The organism is uncultured Rossellomorea sp., from assembly GCF_947488365.1.
Taxonomy (GTDB): domain Bacteria; phylum Bacillota; class Bacilli; order Bacillales; family Bacillaceae_B; genus Rossellomorea.
Genome location: NZ_CANKZT010000001.1, coordinates 107364 through 129505, shown reverse-complemented (window position 1 = coordinate 129505; position 22142 = coordinate 107364). Strand labels below are relative to the sequence as shown.

22 protein-coding genes and 1 pseudogene are annotated in these 22142 nt (G+C 40.9%); 4 read left to right on the top strand and 19 right to left on the bottom strand.

What is annotated here, in order from left to right:
• The first annotated feature begins 204 nt into the window (after window positions 1-204).
• Window positions 205-363: a hypothetical protein gene (locus Q1B03_RS00700; RefSeq protein WP_299737076.1), complete on the top strand. Its 159-nt coding sequence runs from the start codon at window positions 205-207 to the stop codon at window positions 361-363.
• A 228-nt stretch (window positions 364-591) separates the two neighbouring features.
• Here the strand turns inward: Q1B03_RS00700 and map are convergent, their stop codons facing one another.
• The 8 genes from map to Q1B03_RS00660 all read right to left on the bottom strand — a co-directional run bounded on the left by map (window position 592) and on the right by Q1B03_RS00660 (window position 9120).
• Window positions 592-1335: a type I methionyl aminopeptidase gene (gene map, locus Q1B03_RS00695; protein WP_299737075.1), complete on the bottom strand. Its 744-nt coding sequence runs from the start codon at window positions 1333-1335 to the stop codon at window positions 592-594.
• A gap of 211 nt (window positions 1336-1546) precedes the next feature.
• Window positions 1547-2233: an LrgB family protein gene (locus tag Q1B03_RS00690; RefSeq protein ID WP_299737073.1), complete on the bottom strand. Its 687-nt coding sequence runs from the start codon at window positions 2231-2233 to the stop codon at window positions 1547-1549.
• On the bottom strand, window positions 2217-2597 hold the full coding sequence (locus Q1B03_RS00685; protein WP_299737072.1) for a CidA/LrgA family protein: 381 nt from the start codon (window positions 2595-2597) through the stop codon (window positions 2217-2219). Before Q1B03_RS00685 ends, Q1B03_RS00690 begins: the two co-directional genes overlap by 17 nt.
• A gap of 178 nt (window positions 2598-2775) precedes the next feature.
• Complete coding sequence (locus tag Q1B03_RS00680) at window positions 2776-3429, bottom strand: type 1 glutamine amidotransferase domain-containing protein (RefSeq protein WP_341356407.1); 654 nt, start codon at window positions 3427-3429, stop codon at window positions 2776-2778.
• A gap of 181 nt (window positions 3430-3610) precedes the next feature.
• Window positions 3611-5041: a PAS domain S-box protein gene (locus Q1B03_RS00675; RefSeq protein WP_299737070.1), complete on the bottom strand. Its 1431-nt coding sequence runs from the start codon at window positions 5039-5041 to the stop codon at window positions 3611-3613.
• Window positions 5042-5067: 26 nt separating this feature from the next.
• Complete coding sequence (locus Q1B03_RS00670; RefSeq protein ID WP_299737068.1) at window positions 5068-7227, bottom strand: DNA topoisomerase III; 2160 nt, start codon at window positions 7225-7227, stop codon at window positions 5068-5070.
• 245 nt (window positions 7228-7472) lie between these two features.
• Window positions 7473-7910, bottom strand: a complete 438-nt coding sequence (locus Q1B03_RS00665; RefSeq protein WP_299737066.1) for a DUF6376 family protein — start codon at window positions 7908-7910, stop codon at window positions 7473-7475.
• Window positions 7911-8022: 112 nt separating this feature from the next.
• Window positions 8023-9120, bottom strand: coding sequence for a Xaa-Pro peptidase family protein (locus Q1B03_RS00660; protein ID WP_299737065.1), 1098 nt, complete (start codon window positions 9118-9120; stop codon window positions 8023-8025).
• Between the two features lie 259 nt (window positions 9121-9379).
• On the opposite strand from Q1B03_RS00660, the gene Q1B03_RS00655 reads away from it, so the two are divergent.
• Entirely contained in the window at window positions 9380-9475 is a 96-nt protein-coding gene (locus Q1B03_RS00655) for a putative holin-like toxin (RefSeq protein WP_253275457.1), read from the top strand.
• A gap of 317 nt (window positions 9476-9792) precedes the next feature.
• Here the strand turns inward: Q1B03_RS00655 and Q1B03_RS00650 are convergent, their stop codons facing one another.
• From Q1B03_RS00650 to Q1B03_RS00620, 7 genes are all read right to left on the bottom strand, one after another.
• Window positions 9793-10236 (bottom strand): DUF4064 domain-containing protein, encoded by a 444-nt coding sequence (locus Q1B03_RS00650; protein ID WP_299737061.1) that lies wholly within the window; start codon window positions 10234-10236, stop codon window positions 9793-9795.
• 54 nt (window positions 10237-10290) lie between these two features.
• Entirely contained in the window at window positions 10291-10716 is a 426-nt protein-coding gene (locus Q1B03_RS00645; protein WP_299737059.1) for an NUDIX hydrolase, read from the bottom strand.
• A 136-nt stretch (window positions 10717-10852) separates the two neighbouring features.
• A complete protein-coding gene (locus Q1B03_RS00640; protein WP_299737057.1) occupies window positions 10853-11737 on the bottom strand; it encodes an SDR family oxidoreductase in 885 nt (294 codons plus the stop codon).
• A gap of 367 nt (window positions 11738-12104) precedes the next feature.
• A complete protein-coding gene (locus tag Q1B03_RS00635; RefSeq protein ID WP_299737055.1) occupies window positions 12105-13769 on the bottom strand; it encodes a glycerol-3-phosphate dehydrogenase/oxidase in 1665 nt (554 codons plus the stop codon).
• Window positions 13770-13943: 174 nt separating this feature from the next.
• Window positions 13944-15434, bottom strand: coding sequence for a glycerol kinase GlpK (glpK, locus tag Q1B03_RS00630; RefSeq protein ID WP_299737053.1), 1491 nt, complete (start codon window positions 15432-15434; stop codon window positions 13944-13946).
• An 18-nt stretch (window positions 15435-15452) separates the two neighbouring features.
• A complete protein-coding gene (locus Q1B03_RS00625) occupies window positions 15453-16283 on the bottom strand; it encodes an MIP/aquaporin family protein (protein WP_299737050.1) in 831 nt (276 codons plus the stop codon).
• Window positions 16284-16465: 182 nt separating this feature from the next.
• Entirely contained in the window at window positions 16466-17026 is a 561-nt protein-coding gene (locus Q1B03_RS00620; RefSeq protein ID WP_299737048.1) for a glycerol-3-phosphate responsive antiterminator, read from the bottom strand.
• 209 nt (window positions 17027-17235) lie between these two features.
• Here Q1B03_RS00620 and Q1B03_RS00615 point away from each other — a divergent pair, with 209 nt between their 5' ends.
• Window positions 17236-18351, top strand: a complete 1116-nt coding sequence (locus Q1B03_RS00615) for an NADH:flavin oxidoreductase (RefSeq protein ID WP_299737046.1) — start codon at window positions 17236-17238, stop codon at window positions 18349-18351.
• 167 nt (window positions 18352-18518) lie between these two features.
• Here the strand turns inward: Q1B03_RS00615 and Q1B03_RS00610 are convergent.
• The 3 genes and pseudogenes from Q1B03_RS00610 to Q1B03_RS00600 form a co-directional block, all read right to left on the bottom strand.
• Window positions 18519-18911, bottom strand: a pseudogene (locus tag Q1B03_RS00610) (VOC family protein).
• 121 nt (window positions 18912-19032) lie between these two features.
• Window positions 19033-20274 (bottom strand): aminopeptidase, encoded by a 1242-nt coding sequence (locus tag Q1B03_RS00605; RefSeq protein ID WP_299737044.1) that lies wholly within the window; start codon window positions 20272-20274, stop codon window positions 19033-19035.
• A gap of 11 nt (window positions 20275-20285) precedes the next feature.
• On the bottom strand, window positions 20286-20717 hold the full coding sequence (locus Q1B03_RS00600) for an HIT family protein (RefSeq protein WP_299737041.1): 432 nt from the start codon (window positions 20715-20717) through the stop codon (window positions 20286-20288).
• A gap of 112 nt (window positions 20718-20829) precedes the next feature.
• On the opposite strand from Q1B03_RS00600, the gene Q1B03_RS00595 reads away from it, so the two are divergent.
• A complete protein-coding gene (locus Q1B03_RS00595; protein ID WP_299737039.1) occupies window positions 20830-21333 on the top strand; it encodes a GNAT family N-acetyltransferase in 504 nt (167 codons plus the stop codon).
• A 54-nt stretch (window positions 21334-21387) separates the two neighbouring features.
• On the opposite strand, the gene Q1B03_RS00590 is transcribed toward Q1B03_RS00595, so the two are convergent.
• Window positions 21388-21888 (bottom strand): CBO0543 family protein, encoded by a 501-nt coding sequence (locus Q1B03_RS00590; RefSeq protein WP_299737037.1) that lies wholly within the window; start codon window positions 21886-21888, stop codon window positions 21388-21390.
• Between the last annotated feature and the right edge of the window lie 254 nt (window positions 21889-22142).

Genomic DNA, 22142 nt, shown 5'->3' with positions numbered 1-22142 from the left:
CCGAGGAAGCTCAGCCGAACGCTAGCTGCAAGCGGAGCAGTTCCCCTCACCATCCAGCATAAACTGGTTGACAGAACCCTGGCAGGTTCTATGGTAAAACAACAATCTTTTCGAAAAGAGCCTAGAATAAAGAAGATTTAATCTTAACAAGGTAGAAGATTGCCTCTATACTATAAGAAGAAATGTTTAAACTAGGGGATGACAATGATGGAAAATATGGAAGAAAATATCGTACTTTATAAAGATGAGCCGGATGAACATAGCGGTCGCTGTGAATGTGGCAACAATATTTTCAAATCCCGAGTATTAGATGGAAAGTTTTATCGAAAGTGTCAAGAATGCGGTAAAACGAAAATCGTTTGATAAAAAAAGGAAACCGACTTGTATTCGGTTTCCTTTTTTTATCAAACGATTTTATGAATGTTCGTGGAACCAAACTGAACCAATCCGTCAGTGGTATGATTTAACTGCCTAAACTAATCGTTTTCCTACATATCACCCATGTTGTTATACAAAACATATACAAAAAGAGGGACGGACCATTGATCCTAGGAGCTACTCCCAGGAATCAAAGGTCCGTCCCTCACTGCTTTACTGTGTTAAAATGATTGGCTCGTCTTTGGTGATGATGATGGTGTGTTCGATTTGGGCAACCAGGCTGTTGTCGGGGGTGATGTAGGTCCAGCCGTCGCCTTTTTCGATTACGTTTTGTGCTTTGGTTGAGATAAAGGGTTCAAATGCGATGACCATTCCTTCTTTTAGAAGGGCATTATCCCATGGGTCGAAGTAATTTAAGATGTGATCAGGTTTCTCATGTAGAGAGCGGCCAACGCCATGACCAGTCAAGTTCATAATCACAGTATAACCATTTTTTCTTGCTTCATTATTAACCGCTTTGCCGATTCCGTTTTGTTTAGAGCCGGCTCTTGCTTTTTGAAGTCCCGCATGGAATGCTTTTGATGCCGCTTCACATAAATCCGTAAGCTTAGGGTCCCCCTCTCCTACAACAAATGAAATTCCTGTATCGGCATAATACCCATTCTTAGAGCCAGATACGTCTATATTGATAAGGTCACCTTCGTTAATCACTCGATCCCCGGGAATCCCATGAGCCACTTCCTCATTTACACTAATACATGTGAAACCAGGAAAATCATATTCTCCTTTAGGACCTGAAATCGCTCCGTTTTCTTCAAACAGTCTTCCGGCAATCTCGTCAAGCTCTTTAGTCGTTACTCCAGGCTTTGTCTGAGATCGTAATTCATCACGTATCATAGCCACAATGCGGCCGATTTCTTTTAACGCTTTTAAATCTTCATCAGTTTTGACAATCATAATATCTTCCTTCTCTTTTTTGATATTTCACCTTCCCTTACTATACCGAAACACACTCTGTTTTTAAAGGGAAAGCTGTTGTAAGGATAGACTTCATGCGATTTCTTCAATCTTCTCAAGTCTCTTTTCGTGAACAGGGTTACTATAGATTCAAAGGAATTGCTCTGTTCAATTAATATGATGCGTGATTATAATGATTCACCTCACTATATTAAACAAAAAGGAAAAGAATAGGGATGACGAAGGACATGATCGTGGCGGTTAATGCCATAGCGGCACCACTTACTGCCCCTTCCCTTTCCCCCTCTTTAATGGCCTGTGCCGTTCCCACCCCATGGGAAATCACTCCGAATGGCAGTCCCTTTGCGATAGGATGCTTCACTCCCAACCATTTTAAAGTGGATGGGATGATCATAGCTCCGAACATCCCCGTCACAATGACCACCGTGGGAATGACTTCTATATTTGCCCCAATAACCTTCCCAATATCAACGGCTACGGGCGTTGTGATGGTTTTGATAAGCAATGAGCGATTCCATTCAGAAGGGATCCCCAGCCACATACTGAAATAATAAGAAACAAGGATAGACATTCCACTTCCTGTGATAATACCGAATAGTATAGGCTGTACGTGCTGTACTAATAACTTTCGGTGCTGATATAGGGGAAACGCCAGGGCAACAGTAGCAGGTCCAAGTAAATACGTTATGAAAGAAGTGAAGTCTGCATACTGTTCATACGAAATATCCACGAACAATAATGTGACCACAACAGCAATCGTACTAATAAATATAGGAATCGTTAAGGGGCTTGGCCAAAGACGGTGAATCTTTACACCGATGATAAAATAAAATACCGTTATGCATATTGCCAGTAGGGAACTAATGAGATGGATCATGTTTTCGTTTCTCCTTCCATCTTATTAAACGCTCTGCTGATAATGATGTAGCAATGAAACCAATCATTCCACTAATGACAAGAATGACAACCAGTTTCCAGCCAAATTCAATAAAATATGGCCCCAGAACCATGGCGCTAACCGACAGTGGAAGAAAAAAGAAAGAGAAGTGTCTAAGAAAGAACCCTGAACCGTCCAATAATAATCTTTCTTTCAACACGCCTGTAAATAATAATAGGAACAAAAAAAGCATCCCGATAATGCTGCCGGGAATCGGTAAGTGAAAGAAGTCTGTACACCACTTTCCAACTTCATAAAATAAACATAGAATGGTCATTTGAATGATTACCCTTATAACCTGCATGAGCTTCTCCTCTCGTCTTATGCTTCTCACGATTTTATCACAAATGGTTGGTGAAAAGAGAATATAGTAGAAGAGAAAAAAGAGCATGGGCTCTCATTCACCCATGCTCTTTAGAAAATATTATATGACTTCCTCATAAATAGAGCTCCATTTCAGTTTTCATTCAGCTGATATGATCTTATAATACTTTAACGAAGGCTTCCGCTGTTGATTGACTGGATTGTGGATTCTGACCTGTCACGAATTTACCGTCCGTCATAACATGGTCACTCCAAGCCTCTGATTTTTCAAATTGAGCTCCTTGCTCTCTTAATTTTGTTTCTAATAAGAAAGGCATCAATGAATCAAGGCCCGTTTGTTGTTCTTCTTCATTCGTGAATCCAGTTAAGCTTTTTCCATCGACCAACCATTTGCCATTTGATAATTTCGTTCCAACAAATCCTGCTGGACCGTGGCAGACGGCACCAATGGCTTTGTTGTTTTCAGCAAAATGAGCCAGTGCCTGTTGAAGCTCTGGACTCTCAGGCAGATCAAACATCGTCCCATGTCCTCCTGGTAAGAAGATGCCAGCATATTCGTTTACATTTAATTGTGAAAGAACCATCGTTTGGTCAAGTTCCTTAGTGACACCCTTCCACTTCTCCACTTGTTCATCATCCAGACTGTTAGGATCTAATGGAATGCGCCCGCCTTTTAAACTAGCCACATCTACACCGAATCCTTGATTCTTAAATTCTTCATATGGTTCTGCGAACTCAGATAACCAAAGACCTGTTTCGTGTTCATCATCAATTTTGCTTTCATTTGTTAAGACCATTAATATCTTTTTCAATGTATACCCTCCATTTTTAAATAGCTGATTCCCTACCCTTTTGTTTTATCCACTTCTCATGAAATTAAACTTCTGTCTTATAATTATTGGGTTTAAATAGAAGGCCATTTTGATATACATTGCTGTTAATCTGCTTTAAAACAATAACTTTTAGGAAACAGCCATAGAAATAACGACTCCCTTAAAGAGAGTCGTTTCTCTGATGAAGCGGCAGCTGGATCGTCACTTCCGTTCCAATTCCCTGTTCTGTGTGATAAGAAATACTTCCTCCATGATTCTCAATTATTTTGTGAGAAATAAGCAATCCAAGTCCAGTTCCTTTTTCCTTTGTTGAATAAAAGGGTTCTCCAAGATGAGGTATGATTTCACCTGGAATTCCTTCACCGTTATCCTTAACGATCAACTCAAGAATAGTAGATGTTTTAACGAGGTCAAATGATATATATCCATCTTGTTCAATCGCATCTACAGCATTTTGAAAGATATTAAAAAGTACCTGTTTCAATCCATTCTCACTTCCTCTAACATGAGTATCGTGCAGAGAAGGGGAGATTACTACTGTTCCACCTTTAGACTTCAACTCTGAATCTACTATTGTGACAACTTCATGTATGAGTTTAGGAAGATCAACCCATTCATTCATCCGCTCTTGCGGCTTCGCTAAATGAAGAAAATCAGTAATTATATCTTCTACCCGGCTAATTTCATTAATGACAATATGTAAGTAGTCTTCATTGTATTGTTTCTTATCATTGCATAATTGAAGGAATCCTTTAATAGGGGTGAGTGGATTTCGTATTTCATGGGCCACGGCAGCTGCCATTTGACCGAGTACGGCCAACTTTTCTGACTTTTTAATATGTTCTTCTGTTTGTAGACGTTCCTCGATATTTCGAGAAACCGAAACAACATTGACAATATCATTGGATTTTTCGTCCACGATTGCTTTTAATACACTTTCAAACCAACTGTACTCCCCGGATTTTTTCCTTGCTCTGTATGTCATTATGATGGGATTGTTATCTTCCACCAACTTTTGAAACAATTCATCAATGATGGGAAGATCTTCAGGATGAATAATCTCATTAGGGTGGGTACCGACCAACTCATCTGGATGGAATCCGAGTGTTGAGTGGATCGAAGGCGATAAATAAATATAGTTTCCTTCATGGTCATGCAGATTGATGATATCAGAAGAATTTTCTGCAAGGAGACGATATAGTTCGTCACTTTTCTGCTTTTTCACTTCTATTTCCTTTTTTTCCGTTATATCGATAACCTGACCTAAAACGTACGGGTTTTCTTGATCTCTTATGAGTGAAACATGTAAATCGCCAGTTTTCACTGAACCATCTTTACAAATAAATCGCTTTTCTAATTGATACTCATTTCTGTCTCCACTGATAACCTGATGAAGATAGTGCATATCTTTTGGGTAATCATGGGGGTGAGAGATTTCACGTAAAGATTTACAGGTCCACTCAGCTTCTATATAGCCAAGGAACTTTTTGAAAGCCGGATTGTACATCATGTGTTTCTCATCTAATGTCATGACTAATTGAGGAATTCTTGATTGATAAAATACTTCTTTAAATAGACTCCCTGCTAACATTCCATGTACCACCTTTTAATAAATGGTTAGATATCAAATTGGAACTGAATTTTCTTTTCGTTGGGATCCCAGCTAAGGTAAGCTGAAAATTCCTTTTCGCCTTTTTTGAAGCCGTCGATGCGATCGGATTTCCCATCGGTCAACACCTTTTTTACAATCGTTTGCGTAATTCGCTTCGAGAGTATGGTTTTAGAAATAGTGAAGCTGCACTTCGTCTTTTGATAATTAGAACAGCCATAGAACTTTCCTTTATCTATGACTTTTCCACCGCATTTTAAACATGTGCCCACGCTGGTTTTTGCTGCACTCTTCCCTTTCCTTCCTTTTGCTCGCTGGATGGAAGCTGTATCGAGGTCCTCGAAATTCCACGTATTAGAATCTTGAAGGGCATTTTGAACAAGCCGTTCGCTTAATTTCTTCACTTGTTCCATGAATTCGGGTGCAGACGCTTGCCCATTGCCTATTGCTTGTAATCTCTGCTCCCATTTGGCCGTCATTTCTGCTGAGGCTAACACATTTTCCCCAATGGCCCGAATTAAAACCTTTGCCTTGTCAGTGGGATATACGATGTTCTTTTGAATATCAATATACTGTCGATCTTTAAGCATGGTGATAATTCCTGCACGAGTGGCTTCTGTTCCGAGACCTTCTGTTTGCTTTAACACCTTTTCAAGTTCATCATTATCCATATATTTTCCCGCTGTTTTCATTAATGTAATCAGCTGTCCTTCAGTGTACCGTTTAGGAGGCTGAGTTTTTCCTTCCTTCGTTTGAACACTATTTACGACACCATTGTCTTTTTCCTTTACAGGTGGCAGGAGCGGTTCATCCTCCTTCTCGTTCTGCATCAGAACCTGTCTCCAGCCCTCTTGGAGAATCTGCTTTCCTTTAGAAACAAATTCAGCCCGTCCATTCACAACGGTGGTGATGGTTGTGTAGTTAATCACAGCTTTATCGTGATGTGCAGCGATAAAGCGTTTAACCACAACATCATAAATCTTCTTCTCATCACCTGATAGAGATTGAGGATCTGTTACCTGTTCAGTCGGGATGATCGCGTAATGATCGGAAACCTTCGCTTCATTCACAAAACGCTTATTGTTTAGTAAGCTTTCTTGAGGTGCAGGGATCCAGTTATTGTAAGGGCTGAATTCCTTAAGCTTAGACAATATTTCGGGAAAGGCTTCAGCTTCGCCTTTCGTTACATATTGTGAATCTGATCTTGGATAAGATACAAGGCCCTTCTGATAAAGCTTTTGCAGAACATCCAGTGTTTTCTTAGGTGAAAGCTTATACATTTTGTTAACCGTCGCTTGAAGTGCGGAAAGATTGAATAGTAATGGCGGCGCGAACTCTTTTCGTTCTGTTTTCATTTCATCTACGCTTGCAGGTTTATTTATACAAAAAGAAGCGATTTTCTCAGCCAGCTCCCGGGATTGAATTCGCGACTCCCCATCCTTTTGCCAGATGCCCTCGTAGGTGTGGTCACCGATTTGAAAGCTTGCCTTCACTTCCCAGAAGGGTTCGCTCTTAAATCGCTCTATCTCCTCATCTCTTCTCACAATCAGAGCGAGTGTCGGGGTTTGAACCCTTCCAGCAGAAAAAACATCAGACATGCCTTGTTGCTTTAGTAGGATGCTATACGCCCTTGATGCGTTCATTCCCACAAGCCAATCGGCACAAGCACGTGAATAGGCTTCATAATAGAGGCTGCGCATTTCCGTTTCTTCTCTTAAACTAGTAAACCCTTGAAGGATCGCTTTCTCTGTTAAGGATGAAATCCATAATCTCTTCATCGGTTTCTGCACCCTGGACATGGAAATGATATTCCGGATGATTAACTCCCCTTCACGTCCCGCGTCACCTGCATGGATGATTTCCGTCACTTCGTTTTTCTTAAGAAGCTCCTTGATGACTGAGAATTGTTTCGCTTTTGCCCGTTGAAGTTCATATTGAAATCGGAGAGGTATGATGGGAAGGTCTTCTAATGTCCACTTCTTCCATTTGCTCTCGTATTTTTCAGGGGCTTGAAGCTGAAAGAGATGTCCTACAGCCCAGGTAATATATGCACCATCAGGGAACACATCGTTTGAATGTATTTCAATGTATCCTTGACGCTTTCGATGAGGAAAAGGCTTGGCAAGGGTTGCTCCTTGGTCGGGTTTCTCGGCTATTACGACTTTCATAACATTCTCCTGTCCATGTTTATGATTCCTTTATTATAGCATGTTTTTAGAACTCTTGTTCTATAGATCCGGAGAAATCACACTTGTATTTTATCGGTCAAATTTTACATCATTTTAATACAAATGGATCGTTCGTACTTATTTTGGACCACTAAGGAATGTTACAAGAGTGAGCTGCGTCCTTTATGGTATTTTATTGTAAAAAGGTGTTACAAATAAGAAATCTCATTTGTAACACCTTCATGTTATTGTCCTAAATTTTCTAAGTTCCCTTTGATATCTTGAAGTTGATTAAATGTGTTTACGATGTCAAGGTTTTGCAATTCTGAAATCTGAACTTCTCCCTTATCTAATTCGACCAGGGCACGGTCAATTCCTTCTAACGCTTGCCCGTTATATTCTTCCACTTTTTGGTGAATGCTATCTGCCAGTTGAGGCGGAGTGAGTTCATTGATTTCCTGTATTTCTGTTTTCATGTCTTCTAATCTTGTTTCAAGTGTCGGTATGGTGGATGGGTCTGCAGCAGCATTTTCCACTAGTCCAGGGAAGTCATTGGCAAATTGTTCTGCTTCATTGAGATAATCGGTCATTTCCTCCACATAGGTTAAACTGTTATTAGCTTCTTCGAGAATCCCACAGCCTGCCAGCATTATAAAGCTGAAAATGATTAATGTTTTCTTCAATGTAATTCATCCTCCTGTAACTTACTCCCCTTATACATACGAACGAACTCCGTAAAAGTTTCATTTCATAAAAAGAAGGCTAACACTCTTTCGTCAGCCTTCTCGTTTCGACTTATTCAATAATTTGAAGCCCTTTTGGGAAGTTGGTCAAGGTTTCGTACCCGTCTTTCGTTATAAGTACATCGTCTTCAATTCTTACTCCGCCAATTTCGGGTACGTATATACCAGGCTCTATTGTATATGTCATTCCTTCTTTTAATATCCCATTATTTAAATGACTCATTGATGGGAATTCATGTACGTTGATCCCAAGGCCGTGCCCGATTCGGTGTGGGAAATAGTCTCCATACCCTGCTTCTGTAATGATATCCCGTGCGATTTGATCCAGATCCCCAATACGGTTGCCGGGCTTACTTGCATCTAGTGATGCCAGTTCTGCTTTTAAAACCGTGTTGTAGATATCTTTTTGCTTGTCTGTAACCGATTTATATGCGAATGTACGTGTAATATCTGAAGTGTAGCCTTCAAGGACAACGCCGAGATCAAACAATACGAAGTCCCCGGCTTTCAGCTTGCGATTACCCGGATTACCGTGTGGATCTCCAGCCTTTTCACCAAATAGTACCATCGTAGAAAACGACATTTCACGAATGCCTTTTTTCTTTAATTCATATTCAATCTTTGCAAGAACTTCCATTTCTGTAATGCCTTCCTGGAGGGCACTTACACCTACTTCTACCCCGAAGTCTGCCATTTTTGCCGCTCGACGCATGATTTCGATTTCTTTCTCGTCCTTCACTACGCGCATCTCGTTTAATTTGTCTTCGACATTCACTACATTGGGTGAATCAAAGATGTTTAAGAATGATTGACTGCGGCCATAGGTAACTACTTCATTCTCGAAAGCAACCTTGCTTCCATCTATGCTTCTTTTTTGAATGGCTTCCTGAATGAATTCCCATGGGTTTTCATGATCAGAGTAGCCGATCACTTCGTTGTTCCAGCCGGCGTCCTTCACTTGACGTGCTTCCATTCCAGGTACGACGACAAATGGTTCTGCATCCGGAAATACAAAAAGCCCCATTAAGCGCTCATGTGGATCTGTGTGGAAATTCGTTAAGTAAAATACATTTTCAGTTGAATTAATAAAAGCTGCTTCAATTTTCTCTTCCTTTAACCAGTTTTCTAACATTTTTATACGCTGTTTCATCGTGTATTCCTCCTCGGGTATCGTGATGTTATGTAATCGTTTAATATGAGCATATCTATGCTAACATATTTCGAGGAAAGTTTAAATAATTGTATTGTATGGGACGGTTCTCAATAGGGTTATATGTTTTTTTGATAGGGTGAAGCTTTTCCTACCTCTTGCCTATAAAGTACGGGGAGTGTTTGTGTTATAATTTGAAGCATACAGTGAATGTAGGGTGGGAGTGGCCACTTCCTTATAGAAGGAGGTGGTGCTTATAGTGACAACGTATGAGGCGTTAACGCTAATGATTACCTTTGGCTCTTTAATTGTCTCCATCATTGCCGTAGTTATTTCAAATGACAAAAAGAAATAACCCCACCCTCATGAAGCGCCTAAACTTTGAAGGGTAGAGTTATGTTCCTTTCTCTATTGGGCCACTGCTTTCCTTGCAGTTTGCTGTGTAGCAAGAGACATTGGTTGCCGCCAGTGTCTCTTGTTTTATCATTATGCTCTACTCTTAAGATAGTATAAATCCGGGAGGAAAGCAAGATGAGTACAAGCAAAATTTACGGTGAAAAGGAATTTTTCTTCTGACATAAAATACTATAGGATATCTTACTTTATTTATTCAACAGTCTAAATATGAATAAAAAATAAAGCTTTGAGAAAAAATCTCTAAGCTTTATTTTTTTAATATACAGGGTCTGTTTTCTTAGGTTTGCGAACAAACGCCATGATTCCTGCAATGAGAAACAGAAGTCCAGGAACGAAACCAAATCCAATCGTGCCTAGTCCGATGACAAGCGCAGCGATGATAAACATGATTCCAGATAATACTGGTTTTTTATTTTTAACAATGGACATTACAGCAATGATACCAAGAATGGATGCAATAATCCCCAAGATCACCAGATAAGATCCCATTGATTCAGCCGTTTCAATAATGGAAGATATATCACCTGCTGTCATATCTTCATTTTGCAAGTTTGGATCACTCGCCATTCCTTCTTCGATTTGGGACATGACCTCAGGATTGCTCATCCCTAAATTAAGTACGATTCCGATGATGGAAAATAATGCGGATAAGATAATTCCGATTACTCCCATCACTACTTCTCCTGTTCGTTTCACCATTCTACTCTCTCCTTTATAGATACATACTTTATAATATATTGTGCTTAAACAATACTATTCCCTTATATGGGTAGTGTCTAGCTTCTTATTCATGTAGGCTTCCAGGATGGAATGATCTTCTGGAAATCCCAGGGGCAGGTCCTTTAGCTCTTGAAGTGAAAACCATTCGATTTTATGTATTAATTGATCAGGGTCCTGTATGGTTGCCTCTCCTCCGAGGAGCTGGACTTCGTAGTAATGAATTCTTGTAGAAATACTCCCTTCATTCCCCCACTTTGTATACAAATGTTTTCCCACTTCAACATCATAGCCTGTTTCTTCCCAAACTTCACGTTTACAACATTCCTGAAGGGATTCGCCCGCTTCCAGTCCCCCTGAAGGAACCGACCATCTCTTCTCTTCTTCCTCTTTCCCCTGTAACACCATCAATAAACGACCTTCATGGATGCAAAGAGCAGATGAACCAATCCATTCATTCAATCAATCACCTCATTTCGTGTGGAAGGATTCAAACTCATTCAGTAATTCCATGAGTTTATGGAAAAGTCTCCTTAAGCATATTCTCTCTTTTGACAAAATTCTCCTTCATAAGAATAATATTCTTTATATTCAGACATTATTCTGCCTTGCTCATGGAGTTCCGCCCCTCTTTGCTCTTTTTCATACCAAGTTTTTTTAGGATTATGTTTTCCAGTATGCTCCATGGAAGGATGGTTTTGAGTAAGAGTGTTAAACGCACTCCTTTGCCTACGGGGATTCTAAAACCTTTTTTCTTGTTTAAGGCTATTTCACGTACTATAGAAGCAATCTCTCTTGGATCTCCAAGTGTATCTTCACTAGCTTGGATTTCTGAGTTGATGGCCTTCATGTAGGAATAATATGGAGAGCATTTTTGCATCGAGCGTGGAGTGACTTTCTTTCCCGATGTCCAAATGTTCGTTTGATAAGAACCGGGTTCGATAAGATGCACGGCTATGCCAAATGGCTTCAGCTCCAATCTCAGACTTTCGGTGTATCCCTCTAATGCATGCTTGGAAGATACATAAGGACTGAGTCCAGGAAACCCGATCCTGCCGCTAATGCTGCTCATATTGATGATTTTCCCTTCTCCTTGCTTTCTCATATAAGGGAGAACAACCTGAGTGATTCTCATTACACCAAAAACGTTTGTTTCAAATTGATCACGATACTCATCGATTGTCACTTCTTCTGCAAATCCTCCACTTGCAAACCCTGCATTATTAAGAAGAATGTCCACCCTGCTGATTTCTATTAGGCGAGATGAAAACGCTCTGATGGATACTTCAGACGTTACATCCAATGGTTGAATCTCAATGGATTTTTCCACCCCCAGTTTTTTCGCTTGAAGTAACAATTCTTCTCCTTTGTCCGGATCTCTCATTGTCGCAATCACTTTAAACCCAAGTTGTGCAAGTTCCAACGAAGATAGTAAACCAAATCCACTATTGGATCCCGTTACAACAGCTATTTTATGACTCATATAAGCTTCCTCCATTTAGTTTCTTTCTATTAGTATAGCAATAATGGGTCTTAATCAACTTTTTTTATCTGTAAAAAAACAGAAAAAGGCTGGCTTCATCCCATTGAAGCCAGCCTTTTTAACGAGGAAGTCGTGTCAATTTCTACTCTTAATTTACAGCAACCCCATATCTGATTCAACATCTCTAAAAAGGGATGAACAGGTCTCTCAGGAAATGGAGAGCAACGTTTAGACGATTTCGGCATAAATTCATATATTTATATAATTGTAAGCATAATTATTGAATTTTAAATCTCACGGTACGGTAGATGCAAGGATAAAAGCAAAAAACAAAAAAGGCAGAAAATAAATTCCGCCTTTTTCTTACTTATGACTGAAGGTCAACTGGTACTACTGCATTCTTCAGTTCATTGTCCAGGTCAAGAGAATAGTGTTTTTTCTGCTCAGCATTCCACTTAAGAAGCTTCGCCATCACCTCGATGACAGGTTCCTTCCACTTCTCCACCCATTCACGATCGAAGAATAAAGCTCCTGTTCGTCTAATGAAGAAATCAACAGGGGTAGCGGCCATCTCTTCCTGAATTGCATAGATCAGTTGTGCATACAAGTAAGGAGGGACGGACCTATCACCCATTGTTCCACTATAAGCGTGTGCAAGTTTATAGAGCTGATCCACGTTTGAACCGTACATGGCTGCTAGCTTTCTTCCATCTTCCTCTGTTAATCCAAATTGAACTGCCTCGGCTGCTTTCTGATCAATATACGCTTGGAAGTTTTTCGATCCGCCTACATGACCTCCAGAGATCGGCATATACTTTGTGGAAGAAGCGGGGAACTTCTTCTTGTTTTCTTCTTTTAATCGTTTTGATACAAGATCAACCACTGTTTCCCCCATTTTACGGTAACCAGTAAGCTTTCCGCCGGCAATGGTTATCAATCCACTTTCCGCTTCCCAAATTTCATCTTTTCGTGAAATTTCAGAAGGGTCCTTCCCTTTTTCAAAAATTAATGGACGAACACCCGCCCAGCTCGATTCCACGTCCTCTTTACTCACGGAGACATCGGGAAACATAAAATGGATCGCATCCAAGATATAATCCCTGTCCTCCGATGTCATATGAGGAGATGATTTTTCCTGATCAAAAAAAGTATCGGTTGTCCCGACATAAGCTTTGCCATCTCGAGGAATCGCAAATACCATTCTTTTATCAGGAGTATCAAAATAAACCGCCTGCTGGAGTGGGAATTTGCTTTGATCAATGACAAGATGAACGCCCTTTGTTAAGCGAAGCTGTTTATTATTCGTACTGTAATCCTTTCCGCGTACATCATCTACCCAAGGACCTGCGGCGTTGACGAATTTTGAACCGCGGATTTCTAACGAATCCCCCGTCAACAGGTCTTCAGCTTCAATTCCGACTACTTGCTTATTTTCATAGAGGAATCGTTGAGATTTCATATAGTTTATGACAGTGGCACCGTGTGCAACCGCTTCTTTCATGACTTCTATCGTTAAACGGGCATCGTCTGTCCGATATTCAACGTAGTAACCTCCCCCTTTAAGGCCTTCTTTCTTGACCAGAGGTTCTTTCGTCAATGTTTCTGATACAGAAAGCATGGAGCGTCGTTCACTTCTCTTTACTCCAGCAAGATAGTCATACACCTTTAATCCAATCGATGTGCTGAATTTACCGAATGTGCCCCCTTTATGGAGGGGTAGAAGCATCCATTCGGGAGTCGTAACATGAGGTCCATTTTCATAAACGATTTCACGTTCTTTTCCCACTTCCGCGACCATTTTCACTTCGAATTGCTTTAAGTAACGTAATCCGCCATGAACGAGCTTTGTGGAACGACTGGAAGTCCCGGCTGCGAAATCCTGCATTTCGACCAATGCCACCTTCATTCCACGTTTCGAAGCATCGAGGGCGATCCCTGCGCCAGTGATTCCCCCTCCGATCACAATCATATCAAAGTGGTTTGAGGCTAATGTTTCTTTCACTTCTCTTCTTGCAGTACTTGAAAATGTCATAAGTGGATCCTCCTCAGGTATCTATATATTGTCTGTACTCTCACTCTTATTGTTTAACCATAAAAAAAGAGACCAAAACTAACATTATGGTGAATGGTTCCATAATGCAGGTTTGGTCTCTCGTGGTCTCTAACCGAATTTATTAACTTGTAATCAGTATATCATACGTTCCTTTTATTTAAAAGCCATAGTTGCTTTAACAGCTTTTTTCCATCCGTTATATAGTTCTCCTTGTATTTCAACGGGCATTTGAGGTTCAAATTGCTTGTCTTTATTCCACTGCTTCGATATTTCATCCCGGTTATCCCAGAATCCTACGGCTAATCCCGCTAAATATGCGGCACCTAATGCAGTTGTTTCATTTACAACCGGTCGCTCAACAGGAACAGACAAGATATCACTTTGGAATTGCATTAAAAAGTCATTTTTAACAGCACCGCCATCGACTCTCAGTTTCTTGAGGGAGATTCCAGAGTCCGCTTCCATCGCTGTCAGTACATCTTTCGTTTGATAGGCAAGGGATTCCAGGGTGGCTCTTACAAAATGCTCCTTAGATGTTCCTCTTGTTAAACCGAACACGGCTCCGCGAACATCACTGTCCCAATAAGGAGTTCCTAATCCTACAAAGGCAGGAACAACGTAGACGCCGTCTGTAGAGTCTACCTTTTCTGCATACGCCTGACTGTCCTTCGCGTCCTTCAGCATACGAAGGCCATCTCGAAGCCACTGAATCGCAGAACCAGCTACGAAAATACTTCCTTCCAATGCATACTCTACTTTTCCATCAATTCCCCATGCCAAGGTTGTGAGTAAACCATTATCAGACTTTACGGCTTTTTCACCTGTGTTCATAAGCATAAAGCAGCCAGTCCCATACGTATTCTTTGCCATACCTTCCTCATAGCACGCCTGCCCGAACATTGCGGCTTGCTGATCCCCGGCTGCACCTGCAATCGGAATCTCCTTGCCGAAGAAATGATAAGGTACCGTTTTGGCATAAACTTCTGATGAGGGACGGACCTCAGGCAGCATACTCTTTGGAACGCCTAAAATATCGAGTAGTTCCTGATCCCATTTCAGGTCATAAATGTTATACATAAGTGTACGGGAAGCGTTCGAATAATCCGTTACGTGGGCTTTTCCACCAGACATTTTCCAGATCAACCATGTGTCGATCGTCCCAAATAGAAGCTGCCCTTTCTCCGCTTTTTCCCTTGCTCCTTCTACATTATCAAGGATCCATTTAATCTTCGTACCTGAGAAGTAGGCATCAATCAGCAGGCCTGTCTTATTTCGAAATGTATCATTAAGCCCCTGTGCTTTTAACTCATCACAAATACCGGCTGTTTGTCGAGATTGCCACACGATTGCATTGTAAACCGGGTCCCCCGTTTCTTTGTCCCAAACCACCGTTGTTTCACGTTGATTGGTAATCCCGATTCCTTCGATCTGATCTGGTTTAATACTTGATTCAGATAAAACGCTTGCAATGACGGCTAAAATGGATCCCCAAATTTCGTTCGCACTATGTTCAACCCAACCCGGCTTTGGAAAATGCTGAGTAAATTCTTTTTGTGCAGTATGGGCGACTTCGCCTTTTTTATTAAATAGTATCGCTCTTGAGCTTGTCGTTCCCTGATCCAATGATAAAATGTATTTTTCCATTTAGTATCCCTCCAAAAATTAATTATCTGTTGATAGCTGATGTACTTTTTGTGCTAAGCTGATCTTTCTGTCACTGACATAAGCAAGCCCGAGTACTGCCAGTGTAACAACTAGGACTACCCAAAAACTTGGTGTAACTTGTCCAATGAAAATCGCTTTATAAAATACGCCTCCAAACGATCCTCCCAAAACAGGACCTACTACAGGAATCCAGGAATATCCCCAATTAGATGGGCCCTTACCTGGGATCGGCAGCAAGAAATGAGCAATACGAGGCCCCAAATCACGGGCAGGATTAATGGCATAACCTGTTGTTCCACCCAGTGATATCCCGATCGCAATAATTAAGAAACCAACGATAAATGGATTCAGACCATCTGTAAATGTATTCGCTCCTATTGATAATAATCCTACTACTAATACAAAAGTTCCAATGATTTCACTTAATAAATTCGAAAAATAGTGTGGAATCGCCGGTCCTGTAGCAAATACACCTAATTTCACACCTGGATCTTTCGTTGCATGCCAGTGGGGCAAGAAGTGTAAGAATGTGATCGTTGCTCCAATGATCGCTCCAATCATTTGGGCTATGATGTACTGAGGAACATCACTCCAAGGGAAATCTCCATTAAACGCTAGTCCAAGCGTAACAGCTGGATTTAAATGGGCCCCGCTAAACTTTCCAACAGCATATACACTCATGGCGACACCCAATCCCCAACCGAATGTGATCACTATCCAGCCGGCGTTATAAGCAAATGATTTCTTAAGATTCACATTTGCACAAACTCCTGCACCGAAAATGATGAGTAAAGCTGTTCCGACCACTTCTCCTAAAAATGCAGTCATGTTCGTTCCCTCTTTTCATTATGGATTAAGATTCATTATGGATTAAAAACAAAAAGACTCACGGAAGATGCCCCTATATGTAAGGCACTTCGCGTGAGTCTCTTAATCTCTTTCACAATGTATTAACTTGTTCATTATGTTACTCCAGAATGAAAACGTTGTCAACACGTTTTTCGACAATATTATTTAGAATCAAAATGTTTCCATAAAGCGCGATCAGAGGTTGTAATAGCATTGGCTCCAGCCTCGAGGGCAGCTTCCACCTCTTCAACCGTATCAATTAGCCCTCCTGCAAAAATGGGTTTACCCGTTTTGTCCCCAATTTCCTTAATGATCTTTGGAACCACCCCAGGCAGCACTTCAATAAAGTCGGGATCTGTCTTATGTATAAGTTCAATGCTTCGATTCATTGCACTTGAATCAATCACGAACATTCGTTGAGTGGCATAAACACCTTTTTGCCGTGCTTTTTTTATGACATTTCCTTTAGTGGATATAATGCCATAGGGTTTGATTTCCTGACAGACATATTCAGTCGCATATTCATCACTGGATAGTCCGTGGATCAGGTCTAAATGCAGGAACATGTTCCGCTTTTCTTTTCGAGCGTAATCGAATACACTTTTCAGCATTCCAACATGGAGATCGAGGAACACACCGTACTGGAAAGAGGTTTCAAGCATTTTATCAAAATCCTTCATGGACCGGATGGCAGGTAATATCTTTTGACCTTCAAAACTCACCTTCTTATTCCCTCCCTTACTATTTTAATTGGGGTTTTTCACAAGGAGAAATTATATCACAAATACCTTATGTTTTCGTGAGAGTCTCAATGATTTTACCACAATATTACATTGTTTGGTACTGGCACATTCATCAGGCGTAAAATTCGATTTCTCGCTGATGGATGATTATAATCATTGGTAAGTTTTCAATAAAAGGAGTGTTTAAAATGAGTTCATTATATAATCGACTATTTTCAAAAGGAAACCTCGGTGCCAGCTTGACAAAGAATCGGTTCATCGTTGCACCCATGACAAGGGTGAGTGCGGATGAAAATGGCGTGGCAAATGAAACGATGGAAAAGTATTATGAACGCTTCGCAAAAGGCGGTTTCGGAGTCATCATTACAGAAGGCATTTACACAGACAAACAATACAGCCAGGGATATTTAAACCAGCCTGGCATTGTAGATAAAGAGCAAACCGAAGCATGGAGAAAAATTGTAAAAACGGTTCATAATCATGGATCTTTGATGATTGCACAGCTTATGCATGCCGGGGGGCAAAGTCAAGGTAATGCTTATCAAGATACAACGAAGGCACCTTCTGCCGTTGCCCCAAAGGGTGATCAGCTTGGATTTTATGGGGGATCCGGATCCTTCCCAGTGCCCGGGGAGATGACGATTGAAGATATAGAGGCTGTCAAGAAGTCTTTTGTAGAAAGTGCTCTGAATGCCAAGGAAGCAGGGTTTGAGGGTGTAGAAATTCACGGTGCTAATGGCTATTTACTGGATCAATTCTTGACTGATTATCTGAACCATAGAGAAGATGAATACGGAGGAAGCCTCGAGTATCGATTGCGTCTTTTGACCGAGGTGATCCATGAAGTTCGAAGTGCTGTGGGAGATAATTTTGTAGTAGGCATTCGAATCTCACAAGGTAAAGTGGCTGATCAAAGCTACAAGTGGCCAGAAGGTCAAGCCGCTGCAGAGACCATCTTTACATCTTTAGGAAAAACGGAACTAGATTACATTCATACGACAGATGGAGATGGTTCTGAACCTTCTTTCGGGGAAGGTAGCATGACACTTGCCGAGGCTGCCACTTCTTTTAGTCAATTACCGGTAATAGCCAATGGTCAACTCCGTGATCCCTCTAAAGCAGAAGTACTTCTACAAAAAGAACAGGCAGAGTTTATCAGCTTAGGTACAAGTGCCCTTGCGAATCCGGATCTTCCGAATAAGGTTGAAAAAGGCTTGGATTTTGAGGAGTTCGAATTTGAAAAAATCTTGCTTCCTCAAGCATATGTGAAAAAACATGAGCTTGAGATGAACATTTTAGAATAAGTATTATAAAAGAAGAACCCTTTACCGACACGAAGGGTTCTTCTTTTCGTGGTTTAAGTCAGAAGTAAGTTAATAATTTTACATCGATAGGATCTGCAAGCCGATGTCTTCTTTTTTATCAAATAGGGTGATGAATTGTTCCGCAAAATCTTGATAGCGGGAACTTATTACTTCTTTCCTAAAAGGGACTGGATACGGGCTTGCATTTCAGTTTTACTGTGATACTCGAACATACCGATTCCATTACCCCATGGATCATTAAAGGTTGTCCACTTCACTGGGACTTCTTCTCGATCATGGATGTCAAAGGAATCAATTCCGAGGAGAGATATCAGCCTTTCCCGTTCCCTATCGATCGATTGAACGCCTAACCGAATCGGACCAGAATTAAGGGAAGGAGTACCTTCTGCTACTTGGAGCCAACAGCCGGGAATGAGTTCCCATTCTGCGAATCCGTCGTGGGGGATGAAATCAGGAGTCCGATTTAATAAAGTTTCATATCATTTCTGTCCTTCTTGCATATCGGTTACTCGGACTTGTACGGTCATTTCATAAATCATGGTTTGTCTCCTTTACTATTGAATTAGACTTAAATGTAAAGTGGGATTAATGGCTTAAAGAATAATATTTTAAGAGTGGAATGGCCAGCACAATCAAATCGACTCAAGCTGGCTATTTTCTTTAGATAGCCCAGTTCCCATTACGGAAAATAGCAATCTTCCTTCCATCACGACACACTCCATCTATATTCATTTGGGCTGATCCAATCATGAAATCTTCATGAACTACACTTTCATTAAGTCCCTTAGCTTCCCGTTCTTCATCAGATAATATCTCTCCATCCTTTATGCACGTTGGATAAGAGGAACCGATCGCTAGATGATTGGATGCATTTTCATCGAATAAGGTGTTAAAGAAGAGAACGCCAGAATCAGAGATAGGTGACTGATGTGGAACAAGTGCCACCTCTCCAAGGTAGGCTGCTCCTTCATCTGTTAGAATCAATTTTTTCAGGATTTCCTCTCCTTTTCTTGCTGTTACAGTCGTAATTTTTCCATTCTCAAAAGTAAGGGTAAAGTCTTCAATGACGTTGCCATTGTACGCCAGTGGCTTGGTGCTTGTAACTGTGCCATTGACTCCGGTTTTCACAGGAACAGTATAGACTTCTTCTGTCGGCATATTGGCAATGAAATGTGTTCCTTGTGGTGTATTGCTCGCCCCCGTCAGCCACAGGTGGTCTTCATGGAGTTCTATGATTAGGTCCGTTCCTTCCGATTGGTAGTGCAGGCTTTCAAGCTTTAAGTCATTGAGTTCTCTTGCTTTGTTGGTCAGAGTTTGGATATGTGTTTGCCAAGCGAGGACGGGATCTTCATGATCGATGCGGACGGATGTGAAGATACGGTCCCAAAGGCTTGTGATTCTCTCTTTCTCGGACAAGTCAGGAAAGACTTTATCGGCCCATTTCTGTGAAGGGATGGCGACGATCGACCAGCTGATTTGATCTTTTTCGATTGCTTCATAGAAACGGTCAAGGGCGTCTCCACTTGCTTTTTCAAAATTAAGGATCCGTTCGGGATCTATTCCTTTCAGCAGATCCGGGTCATTGGCTTCTATTTGCAGGAATGCTCCTTTATGGTCCACAACCCACTCATGAGCAGCAGACAGCCAGCTCGGATATTCATAAAATGTATCATCCGGCGCCAATTCATAATGTGTTCTCATGATCTCCTCGTCATACCATTGAACATGTACATTTCTTGCTCCGGCAAGATATGCTTCTTTTACAACAATGCGTACGAATTTTTCAGTTCCGAGTGGTGCAGAAATCCATAAGAGCTGATCAGGCTGAACATTTACTCCCACTTTAATGGCGAGCTCAGCGTATTGTTTTAATTTTTCATCGAAATCTTTATTGAACGTCATATTATTTACTCCTATTCTAGTAATCTACTTATGAAGGTTTTCATTTTCTTCTGGGTTTCTTCCAGGGATTCACTGTATGATACAACGTCGGCCTCACCATAGAATAAGTCTCCGAATCTTTCCGCTTCCTCATTACGAGGGATAACATGCATATGATAATGAGTTAATTCGTTGTATATGCCTCCATTTTGGCAGATGGTAATGCCATTTGGTTCATATAGAGCCTGAATGGCTTGTGCAACTAGTTGTGTAGCCTTCATTACGGAGAGGCTTTCTTCTTCACTGATTTCCGTTACTTCCACTTTGTGTCGTTTAGGGAGGATCAGGGTATGTCCGGGGTGATGCGGGACATGGTCCAAAAAGCAGGCCACATGATCATTTTCGTATATGATAAATACTCTCTCTTTTTCATTTGCAAGGCGGCAGCCGAGACAATCTTCCATACATATACCTCCAATTTAAAGGGATTCCATCAATCATGTCGAATTCTGTTTGAATAGCTAAAATAAAATCTCCTTCCATCATATCATGGAACAGAAAGAAGGTCAGAAAATAATGGAAATTCAATTACTCAATGAAAAACATGCCGAAGCTTATTGGCAGCTTCGTTTGGAAATGTTGCAGCAGAGTCCTTCAAGCTTCGGAAGCAGCTATGAAGAGGCCATTGCCCGTACCAATCCAATTGAAGTGACAGCCGAGAGACTTGTGCAAAATGGCAACTACACGTTTGGATGCTTTGATGACGGGAAACTAGTCGGAGCGGTGACCCTCGTACGGGAAGGTGCTTTAAAAATGAAGCATAAAGCTTCTATCTTTGCCATGTATGTCTCCCCTGCCCTTCGAGGGAAAGGGTTCGCAAGAGGGCTGCTTCAAGCTGCCATCACTCAAGCAAAAACGGAAGATGGCATTGAACAAGTTATGATTACTGTTGTAACAACCAATGAAACAGCGAAGGGGCTCTATCACTCTTGTGGATTCAAGCCATACGGGACAGAAAAGCGGGCGTTGAAATATAACTTTGAATATTTTGATGAAGAATTGATGGTTTTGTTCTTATAATTTTCTTATCATATTATAAAACGGTGAATCCAGAAGTGTGGATTCACCGTTTTTTTATAGTACATCGTAATCAAAGCTAATAAGTAGAAACGCAATGACAAAGACTGAAAGTACCAATGCCCGAGCAGGATTTTTGAAGTGAAGGCGCAGCATGGGAAACATTATGAAATAAAACAGAATGGTCCACCAAAGATTCCAGCCTTCGAAATATTCAATGAAATCCATTTTTCCAGCTGCCCATTCAATCAAGGTGGAGGTAGCAATATATTTCAAATAATAGAGGATTTTCATCCTGGTTTCTTCTGGATAGTGGCTCAAAAATAGAACCACAAGGCAAGGATAAGTGACCATGGTGTAAAGAGAATCCGTCACGAACATATTGATAAAAAATCCATCTAATTCCCAAACTGCCTTCATGGTGTAGCTGATATACTGATAAAACATATTGAAAAAACTGAAATAATAGATCGTGGGCAGAAATTCTTTCCATCTATTCCAGGATCCCCACTTCAAGGAACTGAGAATAATCACTACAATGACTACAATATGAAACATGGGATCCCCCCCATTACCCGACTCATAATATAGACATTAGTATTACCAAATATTTGGAAATGCATTCCTGACTATTGATTGTACTATTCTTCAGGAAAATAAATCAGCCACTTTATTACTAAACTCCCTTAAATAATAAAGGTATTGGTCTCCTCCATAGTTGTATCGCTTGTTATACATTTTTGCATCTGCCACTACAATGCTCCAACACGACCTGATCTTCTTGTATGATATAAACGGCCGCGGCAGAGCTC

Bases quoted from the DNA above. Each gene is read 5' to 3' on its own strand.
- Q1B03_RS00675 (WP_299737070.1), bottom strand. From the start codon at position 5,041: ATGTTAGCAGGGAGTCTATTTAAAGAAGTATTTTATCAATCAAGAATT.
- map (WP_299737075.1), bottom strand. From the start codon at position 1,335: ATGATTGTCAAAACTGATGAAGATTTAAAAGCGTTAAAAGAAATCGGC.
- Q1B03_RS00685 (WP_299737072.1), bottom strand. From the start codon at position 2,597: ATGCAGGTTATAAGGGTAATCATTCAAATGACCATTCTATGTTTATTT.
- Q1B03_RS00600 (WP_299737041.1), bottom strand. From the start codon at position 20,717: ATGGAAGATTGTCTCGGCTGCCGCCTTGCAAATGAAAAAGAGAGAGTA.
- Q1B03_RS00635 (WP_299737055.1), bottom strand. From the start codon at position 13,769: ATGACATTTTCAAGTACTGCAAGAAGAGAAGTGAAAGAAACATTAGCC.
- Q1B03_RS00590 (WP_299737037.1), bottom strand. From the start codon at position 21,888: ATGTTTCATATTGTAGTCATTGTAGTGATTATTCTCAGTTCCTTGAAG.
- Q1B03_RS00650 (WP_299737061.1), bottom strand. From the start codon at position 10,236: ATGGTGAAACGAACAGGAGAAGTAGTGATGGGAGTAATCGGAATTATC.
- Q1B03_RS00690 (WP_299737073.1), bottom strand. From the start codon at position 2,233: ATGATCCATCTCATTAGTTCCCTACTGGCAATATGCATAACGGTATTT.
- Q1B03_RS00670 (WP_299737068.1), bottom strand. From the start codon at position 7,227: ATGAAAGTCGTAATAGCCGAGAAACCCGACCAAGGAGCAACCCTTGCC.
- Q1B03_RS00605 (WP_299737044.1), bottom strand. From the start codon at position 20,274: ATGACGTTCAATAAAGATTTCGATGAAAAATTAAAACAATACGCTGAG.
- Q1B03_RS00625 (WP_299737050.1), bottom strand. From the start codon at position 16,283: ATGACTGCATTTTTAGGAGAAGTGGTCGGAACAGCTTTACTCATCATT.
- Q1B03_RS00615 (WP_299737046.1), top strand. From the start codon at position 17,236: ATGAGTTCATTATATAATCGACTATTTTCAAAAGGAAACCTCGGTGCC.
- Q1B03_RS00640 (WP_299737057.1), bottom strand. From the start codon at position 11,737: ATGAGTCATAAAATAGCTGTTGTAACGGGATCCAATAGTGGATTTGGT.
- Q1B03_RS00700 (WP_299737076.1), top strand. From the start codon at position 205: ATGATGGAAAATATGGAAGAAAATATCGTACTTTATAAAGATGAGCCG.
- Q1B03_RS00660 (WP_299737065.1), bottom strand. From the start codon at position 9,120: ATGAAACAGCGTATAAAAATGTTAGAAAACTGGTTAAAGGAAGAGAAA.
- Q1B03_RS00595 (WP_299737039.1), top strand. From the start codon at position 20,830: ATGGAAATTCAATTACTCAATGAAAAACATGCCGAAGCTTATTGGCAG.
- glpK (WP_299737053.1), bottom strand. From the start codon at position 15,434: ATGGAAAAATACATTTTATCATTGGATCAGGGAACGACAAGCTCAAGA.